Raw genomic sequence first — 18687 nt, forward strand, 5'->3', positions numbered from 1 at the left:
AGCCAGGATGTTGGCTTAGAAGCAGCCATCATTTAAAGAAAGCGTAATAGCTCACTGGTCGAGTCGGCCCGCGCGGAAGATGTAACGGGGCTAAGCAATACACCGAAGCTACGGGTGCATAGCAATATGCGCGGTAGAGGAGCGTTCTGTACGCCTGCGAAGGTGGATCGTAAGGTCTGCTGGAGGTATCAGAAGTGCGAATGCTGACATGAGTAACGATTAACCGGGTGAAAAACCCGGTCGCCGTAAGCCCAAGGGTTCCAGCGCAACGATTTTCGGCGCTGGGTGAGTCGGATCCTAAGGCGAGGCCGAGAGGCGTAGTCGATGGCAAACTGGTTAATATTCCAGTACTTCCTTGCAATGCGATGGGAGGACGGAGAAGGTTAGGCAATCCACCTGTTGGATGGTGGTTTAAGCGTTTAGGAGTGCACTCTAGGCAAATCCGGAGTGATTATCTGAGGCGTGATGACGAGGCTCTATGAGCTGAAGTTGCTGATACCCCGCTTCCAAGAAAAGTCCCTAAGCTTCAGTTGCAAGAATCCGTACCCGAAACCGACACAGGTGGGCGAGGAGAGTATCCTAAGGCGTTTGAGAGAACTCGGGTGAAGGAACTCGGCAAATTAGTGCCGTAACTTCGGGAGAAGGCACGCCCGCGCAAGCGGGTCGCAGTGAAGAGGGGGTTGCAACTGTTTATCAAAAACACAGGACTCTGCAAACACGAAAGTGGACGTATAGGGTCTGACACCTGCCCGGTGCTGGAAGGTTAATTGATGGGGTCAGCCGCAAGGCGAAGCTCTTGATCGAAGCCCCAGTAAACGGCGGCCGTAACTATAACGGTCCTAAGGTAGCGAAATTCCTTGTCGGGTAAGTTCCGACCTGCACGAATGGTGTAATGATGGCCCCACTGTCTCCATCCGAGACTCAGTGAAATTGAAATTGCTGTGACGATGCAGTGTTCCCGCGGCAAGACGGAAAGACCCCGTGAACCTTCACTACAACTTTACACTGGACTTTGAGTTTGTTTGTGTAGGATAGGTGGGAGCCTTTGAAGCCCTGGCGCTAGCTAGGGTGGAGGCAACCTTGAAATACCACCCTGATAAACTTGAAGTTCTAACCTAGATTGCTTATCGCAGTCAGGGACATTGTATGGCGGGTAGTTTGACTGGGGCGGTCTCCTCCCAAAGAGTAACGGAGGAGTGCGAAGGTTACCTCAGCGCGGTCGGAAATCGCGCTTTTGAGTGCATACGCATAAGGTAGCTTGACTGCGAGACAAACAAGTCGAGCAGGTACGAAAGTAGGTGTAAGTGATCCGGTGGTTCTGTATGGAAGGGCCATCGCTCAACGGATAAAAGGTACTCCGGGGATAACAGGCTGATACTGCCCAAGAGTCCATATCGACGGCAGTGTTTGGCACCTCGATGTCGGCTCATCTCATCCTGGGGCTGTAGCAGGTCCCAAGGGTCCGGCTGTTCGCCGGTTAAAGAGGTACGCGAGCTGGGTTCAGAACGTCGTGAGACAGTTCGGTCCCTATCTGCCGTGGGCGTTCGAAGTTTGAGAGGAGTTGACCTTAGTACGAGAGGACCGGGTTGAACGTATCTCTGGTGTTCCAGTTGTCACGCCAGTGGCATCGCTGGGTAGCTATATACGGACGGGATAACCGCTGAAAGCATCTAAGCGGGAAGCCCACCTCAAGATGAGACTTCGCGGAGGTTTAACCTCCCTAAAGAGCCCATGTAGACCACATGGTTGATAGGCGCGGTGTGTAAGTGTGGTAACACATTCAGCTAACGCGTACTAATTGCTCGTGAGGCTTAATCATATAACGCTCAAACATTTTCGCTATTCGCGAACATGTGATTAATCAGCGTTAAGTATCTGGCATTGAATTGCGACTTCAGTCGTTCAACTACAAACCGAAATTATTTCTAGATGCTGGATTCCAGCATTTGGTCAACAGTTTGCTTGGCGGCAATAGCGAGTTGGAACCACCTGTTCCCATCCCGAACACAGAAGTGAAACAGCTCAGCGCCGATGATAGTGTGGCGTTAGCCATGTGAGAGTAGGACACTGCCAAGCTCTTAAAAACGGAAACCCCGGTTCGATTAGAACCGGGGTTTTTTGTTTTTCCGCTCTTGAACCACTGATTCTGCTCGCTCGGGTTGCTGCGGGGCTTGGCAGCCAGACTGCCGACGGCGTACAACTACTTCCGAATGCAATACGTTGTTAAATGGGGCTAAGGCGACTTTGTTGGGGAGTCGTGAACCCGTGAGGTCGTAGCGTCGGAGATTCGTCGCAAGTCCGATCGGGAGCTAAATCAAAGAGCGGTGGCGCGCCCGCCGCACAGGGGAGCCAGTGAAGACCCGCGATGGTCGACGCAAATTGGCCGCGGTGATGTTTACCGACATGGTCGGCTACTCGGCGATGATTCGCGCCGATGAAGTCGGCACCCTGCGGCGACTGGCCGGGCACTACCGAGCCGTACGGCGCTGTGTGCGCATCTACGCCGGGAAGGAGATCAAGACCATCGGCGATGGGATGCTGATCTCTTTTGATAGCGCGCTGGCTGCCCTCAACTGCGCCCTGGCGATTCAACAAGATCAAGCTGCCCGCAATGATGGCGGCGATCCCAACGATCGCTCCCAGATTCGCATCGGCATTCATCTCGGCGATGTCGAGGTGCGCGGATCGGACCTGTTCGGCGACGGCGTCAACCTTGCAGCGCGGGTACAGGGTCTGGCGCCGAGTGGCGGGGTGGCGGTGACCGCCGCGGTGCGCGCGCAAGTTCATGGTCGCCTGCGTGAACTGCTTCGCCCGATCGGCGTGCAGACCTTAAAGAACATCGCCGAACCGATAGAAGTATTTCTCATCGACGCCGAAGCCATCGGTGCGGCTGAATTGATCTGGACGAGTCCTTCGCGCCCGGCCAAATTGCGCAAGCTTGCTGTGCTGCTGGGCGGGGCGACGTTGTTGATCGTGTCGCTCTTGTTGGCTCGCCACTACTGGCAATACCCCAGGCCAGCTCGGTCCCCGGTGTTGGCCGTGCTGCCGTTCGAAAACCTCAGCGATGATTCCAGCAATGGTTACTTCGCCACCGGCATGCAGGAGGAGGTGCTGAGTCGATTGGCCGCTCTTCCGAGCTTGCGGGTCGTCAGCCGCCTGTCGACGCTTGCCGAGGCTGGTTCTTCGCCGCCCCAGCTATCCGAATGGGTTCGACGGCTCGACATCAGTCATCTTCTGGAAGGTAGTGTCCAGCGCAATGGCACCACGGTCCGAATCCGCTTGCGTCTGAGCGAGGCTCAGAGCGGCGCGCAGACTTGGGCTGCGCAATTTGACCGGCGCGCAGACGATGTCTTTGCCGTGCAGTCCGAGGTTGCCGCCGCGGTCGTCGGAGCGCTGCGACTCAATCTTTCCACTGCGGAAGCGCAAAGTCTCGCGCGTCGACCGACCGCTGTTGCCCAGGCGTATGACGACTATCTGCGCGGCCTGGCACTGGTCAATCGCCCTTCGCCGACGGCGGCGGATCGCCTGCAGGCAGCGCAGCATTTCGCCAGCGCTGTGCAGCAAGACCCCAGCTTCGCCGCCGCCTGGGCTTGGCGCTCGCGCACCCTGTCCCTGCGCTACATCTACGGCGAGGACAGCAGCACTGAAGCCGGAAATGCTGCGCGTTTCGCCGCCGAAAAGGCGCGCATGCTGCAACCCGACCTCCTTCAGGCCGCGTTGGCCGAGGCCTATTACCAATACTGGGTAGAGCAGAAATACCCCGAGGCCTATGCCAGCTTTCAGCAGTTGCGCAGCCGTTATCCCAATGACGCGGAGCCGGCCTATGCGCTGGCACTGATCGCGCGCCGACTGGGGCGCTGGCAAGATTCGCTGCGGTACTTCGAGGCCAGCTTGGCCCTGGACCCGCTGAACGCGGCGGCACTGGCGGAATGGGGCCTGACGCTGATGGGGATGCGCCAGTTCGAGGCCGCCCTGCTCATGTTCGATCGGGCTCTGGATCTGACCCCTGGCGACGCGCAGCTGCTTGGCCGCAAGGCATCCGCCTACCTCGCGCTGGGGCGGCTGGCGGAGGCCGAAGCCTGTCTGCGTGGCCTGCCGCTGACCGCCTGGGACTACGTCGGTGCAGCGCAATTCACGCTCTGGCAATACCAGCGACGCAGCGCCGCGATCATCGAAGCCCAGCAGCGCTTCATTGCGGATCTGGATGCTACGGCCGACTTTGATCGCGGCCTGTACCTAGCCTTCCTGGGTTGGACTCAGCATGGCGCGGGCCAGGCGGCGCAGGCGCAGGACAGCTTCCGCGCGGCGCGCACCGCCTTGACCGCCGTGGTGCAGCGAGAGCCAGACAACTACGCGGCCTGGTCCTCGCTGGCGACGGCCGAGGCTGGCCTGGGGTCGCTATCCGCCACCGAGCAGGCTGGCGCCGAGTCGCTCAGGCTGCTCAAGAATGCAGGCGACGCCTACTGGACGCCGGTGATGGAGGAATTCCTCGCGCGCGCCGAGGCCGGCTTGGGGCGGGCAGATCTCGCCGTGCCCAGACTCCAGCGCCTGCTACAGCAGCCGTATGGCGAGTGGCCGCTGACACTGACGGATCTGCGCCTGAGTCCGGACTGGGACCTGATACGCCGCGATCCGCAGTTTCAGGCGCTGTTGCGCGGCAGCGCCGACTGACCGGATGAAATCCGCGGACTGCTAGCCGCGCTGGGTGGCGATCCAGAGATCAATCTTGGCGTCCAGCACGCCCAGCGGCACCGCGCCATCCTTGAGCACCTCGCGGTGGAACTCGCGGATGTCGAACTTCGGCCCCAGCGCCCGTTCGGCGCGGGCGCGCAATTCTTTGATCTTCAGCTCGCCCAGCTTGTAGGCCAGCGCCTGGCCGGGGATGGCCATGTAGCGTTCGGCCTCGGAAATCGCCTGGGTTTCGCTCTGCGCCGAGTTGGCGAGCATGTAGTCGATCACCTGCTTGCGGCTCCAGCCCTTGCTGTGCAGGCCGGTATCCACCACCAGGCGGATCGCGCGCCAGAGCTCGTTCTGTAGATAACCGAAGTAGTCGTAGAGATCCTGATAGACGCCAATCTCGCGGCCCAGCGATTCCGCATACAGGCCCCAGCCCTCGATGTAGGCGGTGACGCCGCCGAAGCGGCGGAACTTCGGCAGGTCGGTCAGCTCCTGCTGCAAGGCCAACTGGAAGTGGTGACCGGGGATCGCCTCGTGCAGGAACAGATCCTCCGCGTCCCAGATCTTGCGGGTCGGCAGGTCGTAGGTGTTGACGTAGAAGATGCCCGGTCGGCTGCCGTCCTCGCTGGGCGACTGGTAGCTGCCACCGGCCGCCGACTTGTTGCGGAAGCTCTCCACCGGCCGGATCTCGAACCCGGCCTTGGGCAGCAGGGTGAACAGCTTGGCGCTGCCCGCCTCGACCTTGCCGCGCAGACCGTTGTAGTAGGCCAGCAGTTCCTCCTCGCTCTTGAACTCGAAGCGCTTGTCGGTATCGAGGAAGTGGAAGAACTGCTTGAGGTCGCCCTTGAACTTGAGCTGTTTGATGACCTTGCGCATCTCGCCGTGGATGCGCGCCACCTCGTCCAGGCCGATCTGGTGGATCTGCGCCGGCGTGAGATCGGTGGTGGTGGTGGTCCGCACCCGGTAGGCGTACCAGGCGGCGCCGTCGGGCAGGGCAGCGAGGCCGACGCTGGCGCGGGTCTTGGGCAGGTAGTCGTTGCGGATGTAGTCGCGCAGCTTGCGGTAGGACGGCATCAGCGTTTCGCCGATCAGCGCGGTGTAGGCGCTGGTCAGGCGCGCCTTGTCTTCGGCGCTGAACTCGGCGGGGAGATTGTCGATCGGCTTGAAGAACAGGGCTTTCTGCGGCTCGGCGACGATCAGTGCGTCGAGCTGCGGCAGCACCTTGTCCATCAGTACCCGTGGCTGCACCACGCCGGCGGCCACACCCTCGCGCATATTGGCGATGGCCTGCTCGAACAGCACTGGAATCTGCCCGGCGCGCTTGAGCCAGTTGTCGTAGTCCTGCACCGTCTTGAACGGTTGCGCCGAGCTGCCGGAACCCAGCTGTGCCATCTGATTGGGCAGGCTGTAGAACTGGTTGATCGGCTGCAACCAGCCGGGGAAGCGCGCACCTTCGATCTCGTTGTCGAGTTCGCGCAGGAGAATCTGCAGGCTGAGACGGTCCTGCGCGCCCAGCGGCGCGGGATCGACGGCGGCGATCCGCGCCCGCCATTTGCGGTTGAACTCCAGCTCCTGCGCACGGAACTCCGCTGACAGAAAGTTCGGCAACTGGTCGTTGTAACGGGCATCACCGACATAGGTGGCGCTGAGCGGGCTCAGTCGCAGGCCCTCTTCCCAATAGTCGGTGAACAACTGCTGCACCGCCTGTTCCGGCGTCTGCGCCGGCTGCACCGCCGGCGCGGGAGCGGCGATCGGGGCGGTAGCCTGGGGCGGTTGCTGCGCGCAGGCGGCCAGGAACAGGGCCAGCGCGGAGCAAGTGGCGATGCCAGCGGCAAGACGACGACGATCCATGTGGGGGCTCTGCGAAAGGAGACCCGGCCACCTTAGCGTCTGAAGCGTCTCAGTGGAATTCCAGCCCCAGGTTCAGCAGCAGGCCGCGTCCCGGCGCCGGCTCGTAGTAGCGGCCGTTGCCATCGTTGACGATCACCGAGCCGATGCTGGCGCGGTCCAGCAGATTCTCGATGCGCAGGCTGGCGTTCGCGCTCCAGTGCTCGCTCAGCCAGCGGTAACGGGCTCCGAGATCGAACAAGGCCGCTGCCGGCGCGGAGTCGCTGTTGCGGTCGTCCACTGGCACCGAACCCAGGTAGCGTGCCTCGACGAAGCCCAGCCAGACCGGCGTCGGTGTCCAGTCCAGGCGCGCCTGCCACTGCTGGTCGGCGACGCCTGGCAGGCGATTGCCCGCCGCGATGGTGGTGTTGGGCGTGAGGCAAGGACTGCCGGTGCAGGCGCGGTATTCCTCCTGCACACGGGCCTCCAGCCAGGTACCGGCCACTTGCAGTCGCCAGTCCGGGGCCAACTGGCCGACGAGCTGCCACTCGGCGCCACGCCGGCGTGTGCGTCCGGCATTGCCATAGCTACTGCGGCCGCCGCTGTTGGTCAGTACCACCAGCTCGTCGCGACTGCGGGTTTCGAACAGCGCCAGCTCGCTGCGCCAACCGACGCGCGGGCTCAGCTTGGCGCCCAGCTCGGCATTGCGGCTCTTGGCGGCACGCAAGCCGAGGTTGGGGCCGGGCTCGCCGTCCGGCCGGTAGGCCAGTTCGGCGAAGGTCGGGGTTTCAAAGCCCGTGCCGTAGGCGGCATAGAGCTGTGCCCAGGGCCGCGCCGCCCAGCGCAGGCCCGCCACCGGCGTGGTTGCGCTATAGGTGGTGCCGCCGCTGTCGTCGCCGTTGCCGGTGGCGAAGTAGTGATCCTGTGAACGGAAGGCGACCCGGCTGTGGCGCACCCCGGCGAGCAGCGAGGCGCGCGGCGTGAAATGCCAGTCGGCCTGCAAGTACTGGTCGAGGCTGTCGGCGCGGTTGTCCTCGTCGCGGCGCAGGGCGCCACGCAGGCCCAGGTCGGCGCCGACGAAGTTCTCGTAGCCGCGACGCTGCTGCTGCAGGCGGTCGTAGCTGAGGCCGGCGACCAGGCTCAGCGGCCGCGCCAGCCACTGCGTCTGCCGGCTGTAGCGAAGGTCGGCGCCGCCGTAGTCGCTGGCGAGATCGACCACGCCGCCAGCGCTGCCGGGCGCTGCCTGCGCCGCCACCGGTACCGCCAGGTACTGCGTGATCGCGCGCTGGCCGGCGTAGGCCAGCAGCTGCAATTCGCCGGCGCCGAGACTCTGGCTGAGCACCGCACCGAGCTGGTTCTGGGCGGTGCTCTTACGGGTGTTGAACAGCAGTGCCGCCGGCGCCGCCTGCCGGGGATCGGCCTGCACCTGGGCGCGGGTGAGGCCCAGCGGGTCCAGGGCCTCGGGGCTGTCGAAGTGGCTGAGCAGCAGGCTCAGTCGTCGGCCCTCGCCAAGATCGAAGCGCAGCTTGCCGTAGAGGTTCTCGCGGCTGGCGGCGCTGTGGGCGCGGTAGCCGTCGGTTTCGAAGCGGCTGAGCGCGAAGCTGAAATCGCCGGCCCCAGCCTCCGGGCTCAGCGGCCCGCTCAAGCTGGCCGACCAGCGCTGGCGGCCGTTGCTGCCGTAGGCGCTGTCGAGCCGGGTTTCCGGCCTGGCACCGCCGTCGCGGCTGAACAACTGGATCACGCCGCCGGAGGAATTGCCGTAGAGCGCCGAGAACGGCCCGCGCAAGACCTCGACGTGGTCGGCGGCGGCAAGCGGAAAGTGCGAGACCTGCCCCTGGCCGTCCGGCTGGCTGGCCGGGATGCCGTCCAGGTACAGGCGCAGGCCTCGGATGCCGAAGGCGGAGCGCGCACCAAAGCCGCGCAGCGAGATCTGGGTGTCCTGCGCGTAGTTGTTGCGGTCGCGGGTAAGCAGGCCCGGAACGCCGTCGAGCAGCTCGGAAAGATTCACGCCCAGCTCAGCCGCGTCGGGCTCGCGCCGGCTGATCGCTGCCGGCACCTCGTCGGTGGGCGTGGCGACGCGGGTGGCGCTGACCGTGACCGGTGCCAGTTGCACCGGCGGCTGGGCGGCGGCGGGCAGGGTCAGCAGGGCAAGGGTGGCGGCATAGCGGCGCACGCGCATCAGGACTCGCCGCCGCCGTCGAAGCGACCGTGCCGGCCGCCGCCACCACTGAAGCGCGCGGCGCCGGCCAGGGTCTCGCCGGATTGCAGGGTCGCCATGCCCAGGCGGAATTCGTTGGCCAGCGCCGCCGGCTCGTCCAGGCCCCATTGCTCATAGGCGCTGCGGCGGTCGTTGCGCAGGCATTGCTGGGGGAAGTCCGCCAGCTGCAGCGCCAGCGCCTCGGCGGCGGCCAGCGCCTGGCCGGCCGGGGCCAGGCGGTTGGCCAGCCCGATCTCGAAGGCTTCGGCGGCAGTCACCGGCCGGCCGGTGAGGATCATATCCAGCGCCCGGCTCATGCCGATCAGGCGCGGCAGCCGCAGGGTGCCGCCGTCGATCAGCGGCACCCCGAAGCGCCGGCAGAACACCCCGAACACTGCGGTCTCGTCGGCGACGCGCAGATCGCACCAGCAGGCCAGCTCGATGCCGCCGGCCACGCAGTAGCCGCTCACCGCCGCGATCACCGGCTTGCTCAACTGCATGCGGCTGGGGCCCATCGGCCCGTCGCCGTCCGGCGCCAGCCGGTTGGCCCGCTGCGCGTCGCCGCTGCCCACCGCCTTGAGGTCAGCACCGGCACAGAAGTGTTCGCCGGCGCCGGTGAGGATGGCGACCTTCAACTCCGGATCGGCGTCGAAGGCGCGGAAGGCCTCGGCCAACGCGCGGGCGGTGGCGCCATCGACGGCATTGCGCGCCTCGGGACGGTCGATGGTGACGATCAGCAGCGGCGCGCGGCGTTCGAGGCGCACCGGCGATTCGGGAGTAATGGACATGCGGGCGACCGGCGTTCTGGGAATGCAGTGATTGTCCATCGCCCCGCAACGCTCCGCTTACTGCGGCCGGAGGAGCCGCGACAGTCGCCAGCGCGGGCGCGACTGCGTAAGCTTGCGCACCCGCAATTCCCGCCGCCCCGCGCGGCTGTCTGCCATGTCGTCGCTTGCTCCTCTGCAACAGCTGCTCGGCCCCCGTTTCGTGGACGAGCCGGAGCGCTGCCGCCGCTACGCCATCCCCGAGCGCGGCGCGCCCGGCCACACCCCGGCAGTGCTGCTGCCGCAGGACGAGGCCGAGCTGGCCGCCCTGCTGCAAGCCGCCCAGGCGGCCCGCAGCCCACTGGTGGTCAGCGCCGGCCGCACCGGCCTGGTGGAGGCGCAGCGGCCGGAAGGCGAGGCGGTGCTGTCGCTGGAAAAGCTCAAACGCATCTTGAGCATCGACGCCGAGGCGCGCACCGCCACCGTCGAGGCCGGTGTCGCGGTCGACACGCTCAATGCCGAACTGGAGCCGCTGGGCCTGGTCTGGCCGATGGAGATGGGCAGCACCAGCAGCGCCAGCGTCGGCGCCTGCATCGCCAACGGCTCGGCCGGCGCCAACGCCATCTGCTATGGCACGGCCGCGCACCTCGCCGATGCGGTCTGGGGCCTGTGGGCCGACGGCAGCGTCGCCCCGGAGACCGCCGGCCCGCGTTGGCAGCAGCCCGATCCGGAACGCTTGGTCATTGACTCCGCCGCGCCCGATCCGGCTTATGGCCTGATCGGCACCCAGGGCGTGCTGGGCCTCATCACCCGCGCCCGTCTGCGCCTGCATCCGCTGCCGGCGCAGCGCGAGGCGGCGCTGATCCCGGCGGCGTCGATGCCCGAGGCCATGCAGATTCTGGCGGCCGCGCGCGGCGTGTTCGGCACCGACATCGAGGAATTCGAGTTCATCGGCCAGCGTGCCATGCAGCTCGTACGCGAACTCAAGGGTGCGGAATTCCGCCTGCCCTTCGAGCGCGATCCCGGCGCCAATTTCTATCTCCTGCTGCAGATCAAGTCGGTGGATCCGGACGAGGATCTCGCCGGTCGCCTGTACGGCTTCCTGGCCGAGACCCTGGCGCTGCCGGATGCGCTGATCGGCTATGCGCCGCTCAAGGCCTTGAAGGCGATCCGCCACTCGATCACCGAGGCCAGCAACCACGCCATGAAGCAGCGCGGTGGCGGCCGCCTGGCCTTCGACACTGCCGCGCCGATCGCCCGCTTCGGCGACTACCTCGCGGCGCTGGAAGCCTCGCTGCGTAGCGACTACCCGCACATCGACTTCGTCGCCTTCGGCCATGCCGGCGTCGGCGGCGCGCACCTGCACCTGCTGGGTTCCGGCGAGCGGCCGGTGGCGGCGGAAAGCGCGGCCTTGATCGCGCGGGTGTTCGATGTCACCGCCGAGTACGGCGGCACCTTCAGCGCCGAGCACGGCGTCGGCAGCAAGTGGGGCGAGGAATTCGCGCGCCGCGCGCGGCCGGCGGTGGTGCAGGCGCTGGTGGCGGCGAAGCGGGCGCACGATCCCCATCTGATCCTCAATCCACGCAGCTTTGGGCTGGACCGGCTGGTGGGCGGCGCATGAGCGCCCTGATCCTGCTGGCGGTGTGCATGGCGCTAGGCGCCATCACCGTGCGTGTGCGTCCCGACGCCGCCGGCTGGGTGCCGGGCCTCAACGGCTTCGTGCTCAACATCGCCTTCCCGGCGCTGGTGCTGGAGCTGATCCCCAAGCTGCATCTGGAGCCCGGTCTGTGGTTTCCGGTGATGGCGATGTGGGGCACCGCGCTGGGCGCCTTGCTGGTGATGGTGCTGCTCGGCCGCTGGCTGGGCTGGCAGCGCGGCACGGTCGGCGCTCTGGCGCTGGTCGCCGGCTTCGGCAACACCTCGTTCACTGGTATTCCGCTGATCGAAGCGCTGCGTGGCAAGGATCATCTCGGTGCCGCGGTGCTGGCCGATCAGGCCGGCTCCTTCCTGGCGCTGGCGACGCTGGGGGTGTTCACCGCGTCCTGGTTCGCCGGCACCGCCACCAGTGCCCGCGAGGTGCTGCTGCGGGTGGCCAAGTTCCCGCCGTTCATCGCCATGCTGGCGGGCTTCGCGGTCGGCGCCCTGGGCGGCTGGCCGCCGCTGGCCGAGGACGTATTGCACCGGATCGGCGTGGCGCTGTCGCCGATGGCCCTGTTCGCCGTCGGCTTGCAGTTCAAGCCCTCGGACCTCGCCGTGCACCTCAAGCCGATGACCGCTGGCCTGGCCTGGAAGCTCGGTCTGGCGCCGCTGCTGGTGCTGCTCAGCGGCCGGCTGCTGGGCGTCAGCGGCACGCCCTACGAGGTGGGTCTGTTGCAGGCGGCGACCGCGCCGATGATCTCCGCCGGCATCCTCGCCCAGCAGTCCGGGCTGGCGCCGGCCCTGGCCAACACCGTGGTCGGCGTCGGCATCCTGCTCTCGCTCGCCAGCGTGCCGCTGTGGAATCTGCTGCTCGGCTGAATCAGCGCGTTTTCATCGGCCGGACCTTGCCGCAGTCCGCGCCCAGCCACTGGCCCTTGAGTTCGCTGCTCATCTCCAGCGGGCCGGCCATGCCCTCGTCGCTGCTGGTGCCGGCAAAGGACCAGCCGCCGTTGTAGCTGCTGCCGGTGCTGGTCATCTTGAACTGGCCCTTGCCCTTCATGCGGCCGCTGCAAACCCAGTCGGCGGTGACGGTATTGCCGCTGTGCTTGAGGTTCTTCGCCTCGCAACCGTCCTCGCCCTTGAGCCCCGGAGTTTCCTCCTGCTTGGCCATCTCCGGCGTCAGGCAGTACTGGTGGGTCATCGGCCCCAGGGGGTTGATGCCCATCTGCTGCATCATCGCCTGCTGCTCGGGCGGGATCTGCGGCCCGCCCTTGGCGAAGTGCATGGTCATGGTGACGCTCCACAGGCCGGGCTTCTGGCCTTCGGCCTGGGCGCCGCTGGCGGCGCCGCAGGCCAGGATGAGCAGCAGGATCTTGCGCACGGTGTTTCTCCTCTGTACCGGACCTTCAATTGCCGAACAGCGAGCCAAAGGCCTTGTCCAGCGCCTTGCCGACCGCGCCGTCCTTGACCTTCTCGGTGATCGACTGCTTGAGGTCGCCGACCGAGCTGGGCGCCGAGGCGCTGCGTCCGGCCGCAGTGTAGCCGCGCACGGCGTTGACGCCACCGGCGTAGTCGTAGAGCCGCTGGCCGAGGTCCATGCACAGCGTCGAGCCGTCCTGCGCCAGGCTTAGCGCCCGCTTGAGTCGATACAGCTCGGCGTCGCTCTGCAACAGCATCAGCTTCTTGATGTTGCCCTTGAGCTGCGCCGCCGACTGCTGGGTGCGGGTCTGGTAGGCGCTGGCGCACTGGGCATTGCGGGTCTTGCCGCTGGCCAGCGCGCTGTTGAGCTGGGCCACGTATTGCGGCGCCAGCCGCTGCCAGGTCGCCTGGTATTCGGACTCGGGCGCGGCCTTGAGCTGCGCATGCAGATGCTGGCGCGCCTCGCGCACCGCCGGCGCCAGGCCCTTGCTGACGCCGAAGTTCTGGCTCATGCCGCCGTCATGGCTCCAGGCGATGCAGTCGGCGTCGGTTTCCAGATTGGCGGCGGCGGCGCTGCTGAGACCCTGGTAGCTGGCCATGACCGCCTGGCTGTCGAGCACCTGGCCCTGCATGGCCGCCGCGATCTGCGCCTGCTGCTCGGCCTGCACCAGCGGCTCCAGGCGGTCCTGCTCGTCGTTGATCTGCTGCTCGCGGGCATTGATCGACTCGTAGAGCTGGGCGATGACGGTCTCAAAGCCACTGCAGTCGGCGTTGCCCTGGGCATCCGGGCTGGGGATGGCCGGGATACCGGCAAACGGATCGGCGGCACCGGCGGTGCCGGCCAACAGCAGCAACAAGGCGAGGGTGGTGGTGCGGCGGTTCATGAGGCTCTCCAGGGGTTGATCGATGGCAGGCGGTTTGCGCCTTCCTGCCCTTCATTACGGAATCGGCGTCGGCAAGCGGACATGCGCGCAAGGCTTGTGCGGCCTACTCGCCAGTGAGGCGGCGCAGATTGGTGCGCGCCGGGGCATAGCCGGGGTCGCGGGCGAGGGCGGCGCGAAACGCCGCCTCCGCCGCGCCGGGCTCGCCCGAGAGCCACAGCGCGGCGCCCTGATTGCTGAGCACCCGCGCCTTCTCCGGCGACTCCAGCAGGGTGGCCGCCCACAGCGCCGACTCGCTGCGGTAGTCGAGATTGCGCAGCGCCGTCAGCGTCGCCAGCGCCGAGAGCAGCGCACCGGCCAGCAGGCGGCCGCTGGCGGGCCGACCGCGCGCCAGCCAGGCCAGCGCCCAGCCCAGACTCCAGGCCAGTGCCGCCAGCGGCAGGTAGAGCTGGCGGTCGTTGGCGAGATCCAGCCGCGCCAGCAGCGAATTGGTCGGCAACAGAAAGACCAGGGCCCAGGCCGCGCAGAACGCCGGCCAGCGCCAGCGGCGCAGAGCCAGCGCCAGCAGCAGCAGGCCCAGCAGCAGCGCGGCCGGCATCAGCAGGGCGGCGTCGACGCCAGCGACCGGGCGCAGATCGGGGTCGATGTTGGGCGCGCGCAGCAGCAGCGCGCCGCGCAACAGCCAGCCGAGAGCGGGGATCTGTTGCAGGGCGTTGTCGACCGGGCTGCGGGTGGCGAGGCTGGTGGCGAAGAAGTCGCGGTAATTGCTGTGCGGCAGCGCCAGCAGTGCCGCCAGCGCCAGCAGCAGGGCATAGGGGGCGAGCCGCCGCAGCCGTGCGTGCCAGGCGTCGTCCGGGCGCGCCAGCGCGTCCCAGAGCAGCAGCGCCAGCGGCAGCACGGCGGCGGTTTCCTTGCTGGCCAGGGCCGCCAGCCAGAGCAGCACGGCGGGCCAGCGCGGGCCGCCGCCGAGCTGGCGGTCGTAGGCCAGGAGCGCGGCCAGCATCAGCAGGCCGGACTGGGCGCTGGAGCGGCCGCAGATATAGGTCACCGCCTCGGTCTGCGCGGGGTGCAGGGCAAACAGCAGTGCCGCCAGCAGCGCCGCCAGCCGGGCCGGCTCGGCGGCGACGCCAGTGAGGGCGTACAGGCGGCGGCCGAGAGCATAGACCAGTCCGCTGGCGGCCAGATGCAGGCCGAGGTTGAGGGTGACGAACGCCCAGGGCGCGCCCGCGCCCAGCCGCCAGCTCAGCCAGTAGCCGAGCTTTAGCAGGGGGCGGATGCCGGTACCGAAGTCCGCCGCCAGCGCAGGCCAGGACTGCACCACCGGGTTGCCGACGATGACCTTGTAGTCGTCGAACTGGTAGCTGGCCCACCAGGCCGGCAGATAGGCGAGCGCCAGCGCCGCCGCGATCCACAGCGGCCAGCGCGCGCTGGGCGAGAGTGCCTGCACGCTAGCGGCCGAACAGCGAGTCCAGCGCCTTGTTCAGCACCTGGTCGACGGCGCGGTCGGTGGTCTGGTCGACGCGCCGCTCCACCGCCTGGCCGACGCGGTCGCTCTGGCGCTCCAGCTTCTCGCTGGCCTTGTCCTGCGCGGCTTCGACCACCGCCGGCGTCGGTGCCGGGGCCTCCGGCTCGGGCGGCGGTGCGGCGGCGGCCCGGCCGGCGCTCAGGCTCAGGATCAGGGCGAGGGTGATGTGGGGTTTGTGCATGAGGCGGCTCCAGTGGCGGCGGGCTTCATTTCCCACCGATGTGAACAGTTACGGATTTCGCGCCGCGGACCGGACATCGCCGCCCCGCGCATGCGGCACAATCGCCCTGGGAGCGCCGCCAAATGACCGTCGAGTTCGCCTACAGCCCAAGCACCGATGACGCCGAGCTGGCGCTGGAGAGCTACTGCCCGCCGGCCCTGCTGCAGAGCGTGCGGGCGTTGGCGCCGACGCTGTACGCCGATCTCAAACGCGCCGCTCACCGCGAGCGCATCAAGCTACTGTCGCCGCAGACCATGACCACCACCGCGCTGGTCCACCAGGCCTTTCTCAAGCTCGACGGCAGCGCCGGCTTCGAGAGCCATGAGCACTTCCTGCGGGTGGCCTCGGTCACCATGCGGCATCTGCTGATCGACCAGGTACGCGCCCAGCTGGCCACCAAGCGCGGTGGCGCGCTGGAGCGGGTGGAGCTGGACGAAGAGCTGGCCGACTTCACCGTCGAAGACGGCGAGACCGTGCTGGCGGTGCATCACGCGCTACGCGCGCTGTCCGGCTTCGCGCCGCGCCTGGCCGAGGTGGTGGAATGCCGCTACTTCGCCGGCTACAGCGACATCGAGACCGCCCAGGCGCTGGGCGTCACCGAGCGCACCGTGCGCCGCGACTGGGTGGCCGCCAAGGCCTGGCTGACCCGCGAACTGGGTGCGGTGCTATAGCGCGGCGGCTTTAGCTGCCGGCCTGGGTTAGCAGCCGCCGCAGGCGCGCGTGCTCCGGCGAGAACTCCGACAGGGCGGTGGCCATCAAGGGCGCGAGGCCGCGTAGCAGCTCCGCCGCCTCGGCGGGCCGCTGCTGCGCCAGCAGCGCCTCGGCGAGATCCAGGCGCAGGGCGATCAGCCAGGGCGCCTGCGCATCGTCCTTGGCCGCGAGCCGGTCGATCTGCTCGCGCAGCGCCGCTTCGGCGGCGTCGGCGCGGCCGGCGCGCAGCAGCAGCCGGCTCTGGCCGCGCGCGACGTCCTCGCGGGCGCGGTGCTCGGGCGTCAGCAGCGCGAGCGCGCGCTGCTGGTGCGCCTGCACCTCGGCATCGGGGGCGTTCTCGGCCAGGGCCAGCTCGGCCAGCAGCAGCTCGCGCCGTCCACGTTCGACATCGGCGCGGCTCCCGGTCAGCGCCGCCGGAATCTCCGCCGCCAGCAGCGCCTGCGCCGCCGACAGCTGGCCCTGGGCGAGCAGGCAGCGCGCCAGCGTCAGGCGGTTGCCGTTGGCGAAGCGGCTGTCGCGGTCCTCGCTGGCGAGCCAGATGCGCCGGCTCTCTTCCAGCGTGCGTCGCGCCGCCGGCAGATCGCCCTGCACCAGCTGGTAGAGGCCCAGCTCGTTGAGCGTCTGCGCGAAGCTGGGATTGTCGCCGCCGGTGCTGCGCCGCTCGCTGTCGGCGGTGGCCTGCATCACCGCCAGCGCCTCGCCCAGCCGGCCCTGGCCGTACAGCGTGGTCGCCAGCCGGTAGCGGATGTTGTTGGTGGGCGCGGCGTCGGCGCCAAACACTTTCTGGTAGCCGGCGAGCGTGGTGCGCGCCGCCTGCTCGGCCGGCCGGTAGTCGCCGCTCAGATACAGCTGGCTGGACTTGAAGCCGAGGATGCGCCAGTAGTCCGGGTGCGCCTCGCCCACCTCGGCCTTCTGCAAGGCCAGCGCCTGGTCGATGGCCTGCAGGGCCTCGGCGTTGCGGCCGTCCATCTGATAACTCTCGGACAGATAGGTGAGCGCATCGGCCTGGCCGGCGCGATTGCCCTGCGCCCGGTAGCGGGCCAGCGCCTGTTCGAGATGGGCGATGCCGCCCTTCACATCGCCGGCGCGCTGCTGGATCAGTCCCAGGCTGGTGAGCGTGTCGTTGACCAGCTCGGCGTCTTCATCGGCGCCGCCGCGGCGCAGCGCCAGGGATTTCTGGAAGGCGGCGATCGCGGCCTGGTATTCGTTGAGCGCGTCGTGGGCGGTGCCCAGCTCGTACCAGAGCGTGGCCGCCTGCGCCGGGTCGTCGAGCCCGGTCGCCGCCTGCAATTGCAGCGCCTCGTCGAGGCTGGCCTTGGCCTCCTCGTTGAGGCCGATCAGCTGGTAGAGATGGCCGAGCGTGCCCAGCAGGCGCGCGCGCAGCTGCGGTTGCTCGCGCAGCTCCTCGTCGAGTTTCTTGCGGCCGGTGTCGATCAGCAGGCGCGGCTCGATCGGCTGGCCGCCGGTGCGGTCCGGGTCGGCGGCCTCGAACAGCGACACCAGGTAGTCGGTGACCTGCCGCGCGGCGGCGGCCTCCTGCTGGGCGCGGCGCTCGGCGCGCGCCAGCTGCCAGACGAAGCCCGCCGCCATCGCCAGCACCAGGCCGGCCACCGCCACCGCCAGCCGGTTGCGGCGCAGGAACTTGCCGACGCGATACCACTCGCCGCCCTGGCGCGCGGCCACCGGCTCGCCGGCGAGGTGGCGGTCGAGATCGGCGATCAGCGCCGCCACCGTGGCGTAGCGCTCGCGCGGATCCTTGCGCAGGGTCTTGGCGAGAATGGCGTCGAGATCGCCGGCCAGCTGCCGCGCCGGCACCGGCGGCTGCGGGTTTTGCGCGGCGGCCTCACTCAGCGGCGCGGGCGCCTCGCTGAGCAGCTTGTGCAGCGCCACCGACACCGGCAGGTTCGCCAGCCGCCAGGGCGGCTGGCCGCTGAGCAGCTCGTAGAGCACCACGCCGAGCGCGTGGATATCGGTGGCGGTGGTCACCGGCAGGCCCTGCAACTGCTCGGGCGCGGCATGGCCGGGGGTGAGCGGCGCCAGCTGGGTTTCGGTCTGCGCGGTTTCGTTCCAGGCGCCGGGGTCGAGCAGCTTGGCGATGCCGAAGTCGAGCAGCTTCACCCGGCCGTCGGCGCCGACCAGGATGTTGCCGGGCTTGAGATCGCGGTGGATCACCAGATGGGCATGGGCATACGCCACCGCCTCGGAGACCTGGCGGAACAGCGCCAGGCGCTCGGCCAGGCTGCTGCGGTGCAGGCGGCAGTGCTCGGACAAGCTCAGGCCCGCTACCCATTCCATCACCATCGCCGGCCGGCCGTCCGGGCTGGTGGCGGAGTCGAGCAGCCGGGCGATGCCCGGGTGCTCCAGCCGCGCCAGGATGCGCCGCTCGGTGTGGAAGCGGTCGAGATGCGCGGCGGCCTCGGCGCGCAACACCTTGATCGCCACCGTCTGCTGGTACTCGCCGTCGGCGCGCTCGGCGCGGTAGACCTCGCCCATGCCGCCGCGCCCGACCAGGGCCTCGATGCGCCAGGGGCCGAGGCGGCTGCCGGCGGGCAGTTCGGCGGCCGCGCCGGTCAGCGTCGGGCCACGCAGGCCGATGGCTTCGCTGAGCACGCTGTCGGCGGTGCTGGCGGCGAGCAGGGTCTCGACCTCGGCGCGCAACGCGCTGTCGTCGCCGCATTCGCGCTGCAACAGCGCCGCGCGCCGCGCCGGCTCGGTGTCGAGCGCGCGGTGCAGCAGCGCCTCGATGCGCTGCCAGCGTTCGGGGCTGGGGTGGTTCATGGCGACTAGTTTGAAGCCGCGCCGCCGAGATTGCAGTGACTTTGCTCGCG

The 18687-nt window shown here is 67.9% G+C and carries 12 protein-coding genes and 2 rRNA genes (1 of these 14 running past the window's edge); 6 read left to right on the top strand and 8 right to left on the bottom strand.

The window, feature by feature from the left end; translation table 11 throughout:
• From AC3WT6_RS04785 to AC3WT6_RS04795, 3 genes are all read left to right on the top strand, one after another.
• A 23S ribosomal RNA gene (locus tag AC3WT6_RS04785) occupies positions 1 to 1819 on the top strand (it extends 1018 nt beyond the left edge of the window).
• A 142-nt stretch (positions 1820 to 1961) separates the two neighbouring features.
• Positions 1962 to 2076 (top strand): 5S ribosomal RNA (gene rrf, locus AC3WT6_RS04790).
• A gap of 276 nt (positions 2077 to 2352) precedes the next feature.
• On the top strand, positions 2353 to 4671 hold the full coding sequence (locus tag AC3WT6_RS04795) for an adenylate/guanylate cyclase domain-containing protein (RefSeq protein ID WP_492652416.1): 2319 nt from the start codon (positions 2353 to 2355) through the stop codon (positions 4669 to 4671).
• 21 nt (positions 4672 to 4692) lie between these two features.
• On the opposite strand, the gene AC3WT6_RS04800 is transcribed toward AC3WT6_RS04795, so the two are convergent.
• Genes AC3WT6_RS04800 through AC3WT6_RS04810 form a run of 3 tightly spaced genes read right to left on the bottom strand, consistent with a single transcriptional unit; the run spans position 4693 to position 9489 of the window.
• On the bottom strand, positions 4693 to 6528 hold the full coding sequence (locus AC3WT6_RS04800) for a DUF885 domain-containing protein (protein ID WP_492652417.1): 1836 nt from the start codon (positions 6526 to 6528) through the stop codon (positions 4693 to 4695).
• Between the two features lie 49 nt (positions 6529 to 6577).
• Positions 6578 to 8683, bottom strand: coding sequence for a TonB-dependent receptor family protein (locus AC3WT6_RS04805; RefSeq protein ID WP_492652418.1), 2106 nt, complete (start codon positions 8681 to 8683; stop codon positions 6578 to 6580).
• Positions 8683 to 9489 (bottom strand): crotonase/enoyl-CoA hydratase family protein, encoded by an 807-nt coding sequence (locus tag AC3WT6_RS04810; RefSeq protein WP_492652419.1) that lies wholly within the window; start codon positions 9487 to 9489, stop codon positions 8683 to 8685. Before AC3WT6_RS04810 ends, AC3WT6_RS04805 begins: the two co-directional genes overlap by 1 nt.
• Positions 9490 to 9643: 154 nt before the next feature.
• Here AC3WT6_RS04810 and AC3WT6_RS04815 point away from each other — a divergent pair, with 154 nt between their 5' ends.
• Positions 9644 to 11086 (top strand): FAD-binding oxidoreductase, encoded by a 1443-nt coding sequence (locus AC3WT6_RS04815; protein WP_492652420.1) that lies wholly within the window; start codon positions 9644 to 9646, stop codon positions 11084 to 11086.
• Positions 11083 to 11982, top strand: coding sequence for an AEC family transporter (locus AC3WT6_RS04820; protein ID WP_492652421.1), 900 nt, complete (start codon positions 11083 to 11085; stop codon positions 11980 to 11982). Before AC3WT6_RS04815 ends, AC3WT6_RS04820 begins: the two co-directional genes overlap by 4 nt.
• A 1-nt stretch (position 11983) precedes the next feature.
• On the opposite strand, the gene AC3WT6_RS04825 is transcribed toward AC3WT6_RS04820, so the two are convergent.
• The 4 genes from AC3WT6_RS04825 to AC3WT6_RS04840 all read right to left on the bottom strand — a co-directional run bounded on the left by AC3WT6_RS04825 (position 11984) and on the right by AC3WT6_RS04840 (position 15109).
• A complete protein-coding gene (locus AC3WT6_RS04825; protein ID WP_492652422.1) occupies positions 11984 to 12484 on the bottom strand; it encodes a DUF3617 domain-containing protein in 501 nt (166 codons plus the stop codon).
• A gap of 25 nt (positions 12485 to 12509) precedes the next feature.
• The gene (locus tag AC3WT6_RS04830) at positions 12510 to 13406 is read right to left on the bottom strand and encodes a hypothetical protein (RefSeq protein WP_492652423.1); all 897 of its coding nucleotides are present in this window, start codon (positions 13404 to 13406) and stop codon (positions 12510 to 12512) included.
• A gap of 103 nt (positions 13407 to 13509) precedes the next feature.
• Complete coding sequence (locus AC3WT6_RS04835; RefSeq protein ID WP_492652424.1) at positions 13510 to 14850, bottom strand: hypothetical protein; 1341 nt, start codon at positions 14848 to 14850, stop codon at positions 13510 to 13512.
• 1 nt (position 14851) lies between these two features.
• Positions 14852 to 15109, bottom strand: a complete 258-nt coding sequence (locus tag AC3WT6_RS04840; RefSeq protein ID WP_492652425.1) for a hypothetical protein — start codon at positions 15107 to 15109, stop codon at positions 14852 to 14854.
• 122 nt (positions 15110 to 15231) lie between these two features.
• Between AC3WT6_RS04840 and AC3WT6_RS04845 the strand changes: the two genes are divergently transcribed.
• Positions 15232 to 15819, top strand: coding sequence for an ECF-type sigma factor (locus AC3WT6_RS04845; protein ID WP_492652426.1), 588 nt, complete (start codon positions 15232 to 15234; stop codon positions 15817 to 15819).
• A 10-nt stretch (positions 15820 to 15829) separates the two neighbouring features.
• Here AC3WT6_RS04845 and AC3WT6_RS04850 read toward each other — a convergent pair whose 3' ends face one another.
• Positions 15830 to 18637 carry a serine/threonine-protein kinase gene (locus AC3WT6_RS04850; RefSeq protein WP_492652427.1) on the bottom strand — a complete coding sequence of 936 codons (2808 nt, stop codon included), beginning with the start codon at positions 18635 to 18637 and terminating at the stop codon, positions 15830 to 15832.
• Positions 18638 to 18687 lie beyond the last annotated feature (50 nt).

Source organism: Stagnimonas sp. FW305-C-60, assembly GCF_058782965.1.

Bases quoted from the DNA above. Each gene is read 5' to 3' on its own strand.
- AC3WT6_RS04800 (WP_492652417.1), bottom strand. From the start codon at position 6,528: ATGGATCGTCGTCGTCTTGCCGCTGGCATCGCCACTTGCTCCGCGCTG.
- AC3WT6_RS04805 (WP_492652418.1), bottom strand. From the start codon at position 8,683: ATGCGCGTGCGCCGCTATGCCGCCACCCTTGCCCTGCTGACCCTGCCC.
- AC3WT6_RS04810 (WP_492652419.1), bottom strand. From the start codon at position 9,489: ATGTCCATTACTCCCGAATCGCCGGTGCGCCTCGAACGCCGCGCGCCG.
- AC3WT6_RS04815 (WP_492652420.1), top strand. From the start codon at position 9,644: ATGTCGTCGCTTGCTCCTCTGCAACAGCTGCTCGGCCCCCGTTTCGTG.
- AC3WT6_RS04820 (WP_492652421.1), top strand. From the start codon at position 11,083: ATGAGCGCCCTGATCCTGCTGGCGGTGTGCATGGCGCTAGGCGCCATC.
- AC3WT6_RS04830 (WP_492652423.1), bottom strand. From the start codon at position 13,406: ATGAACCGCCGCACCACCACCCTCGCCTTGTTGCTGCTGTTGGCCGGC.
- AC3WT6_RS04840 (WP_492652425.1), bottom strand. From the start codon at position 15,109: ATGCACAAACCCCACATCACCCTCGCCCTGATCCTGAGCCTGAGCGCC.
- AC3WT6_RS04845 (WP_492652426.1), top strand. From the start codon at position 15,232: ATGACCGTCGAGTTCGCCTACAGCCCAAGCACCGATGACGCCGAGCTG.
- AC3WT6_RS04850 (WP_492652427.1), bottom strand. From the start codon at position 18,637: ATGAACCACCCCAGCCCCGAACGCTGGCAGCGCATCGAGGCGCTGCTG.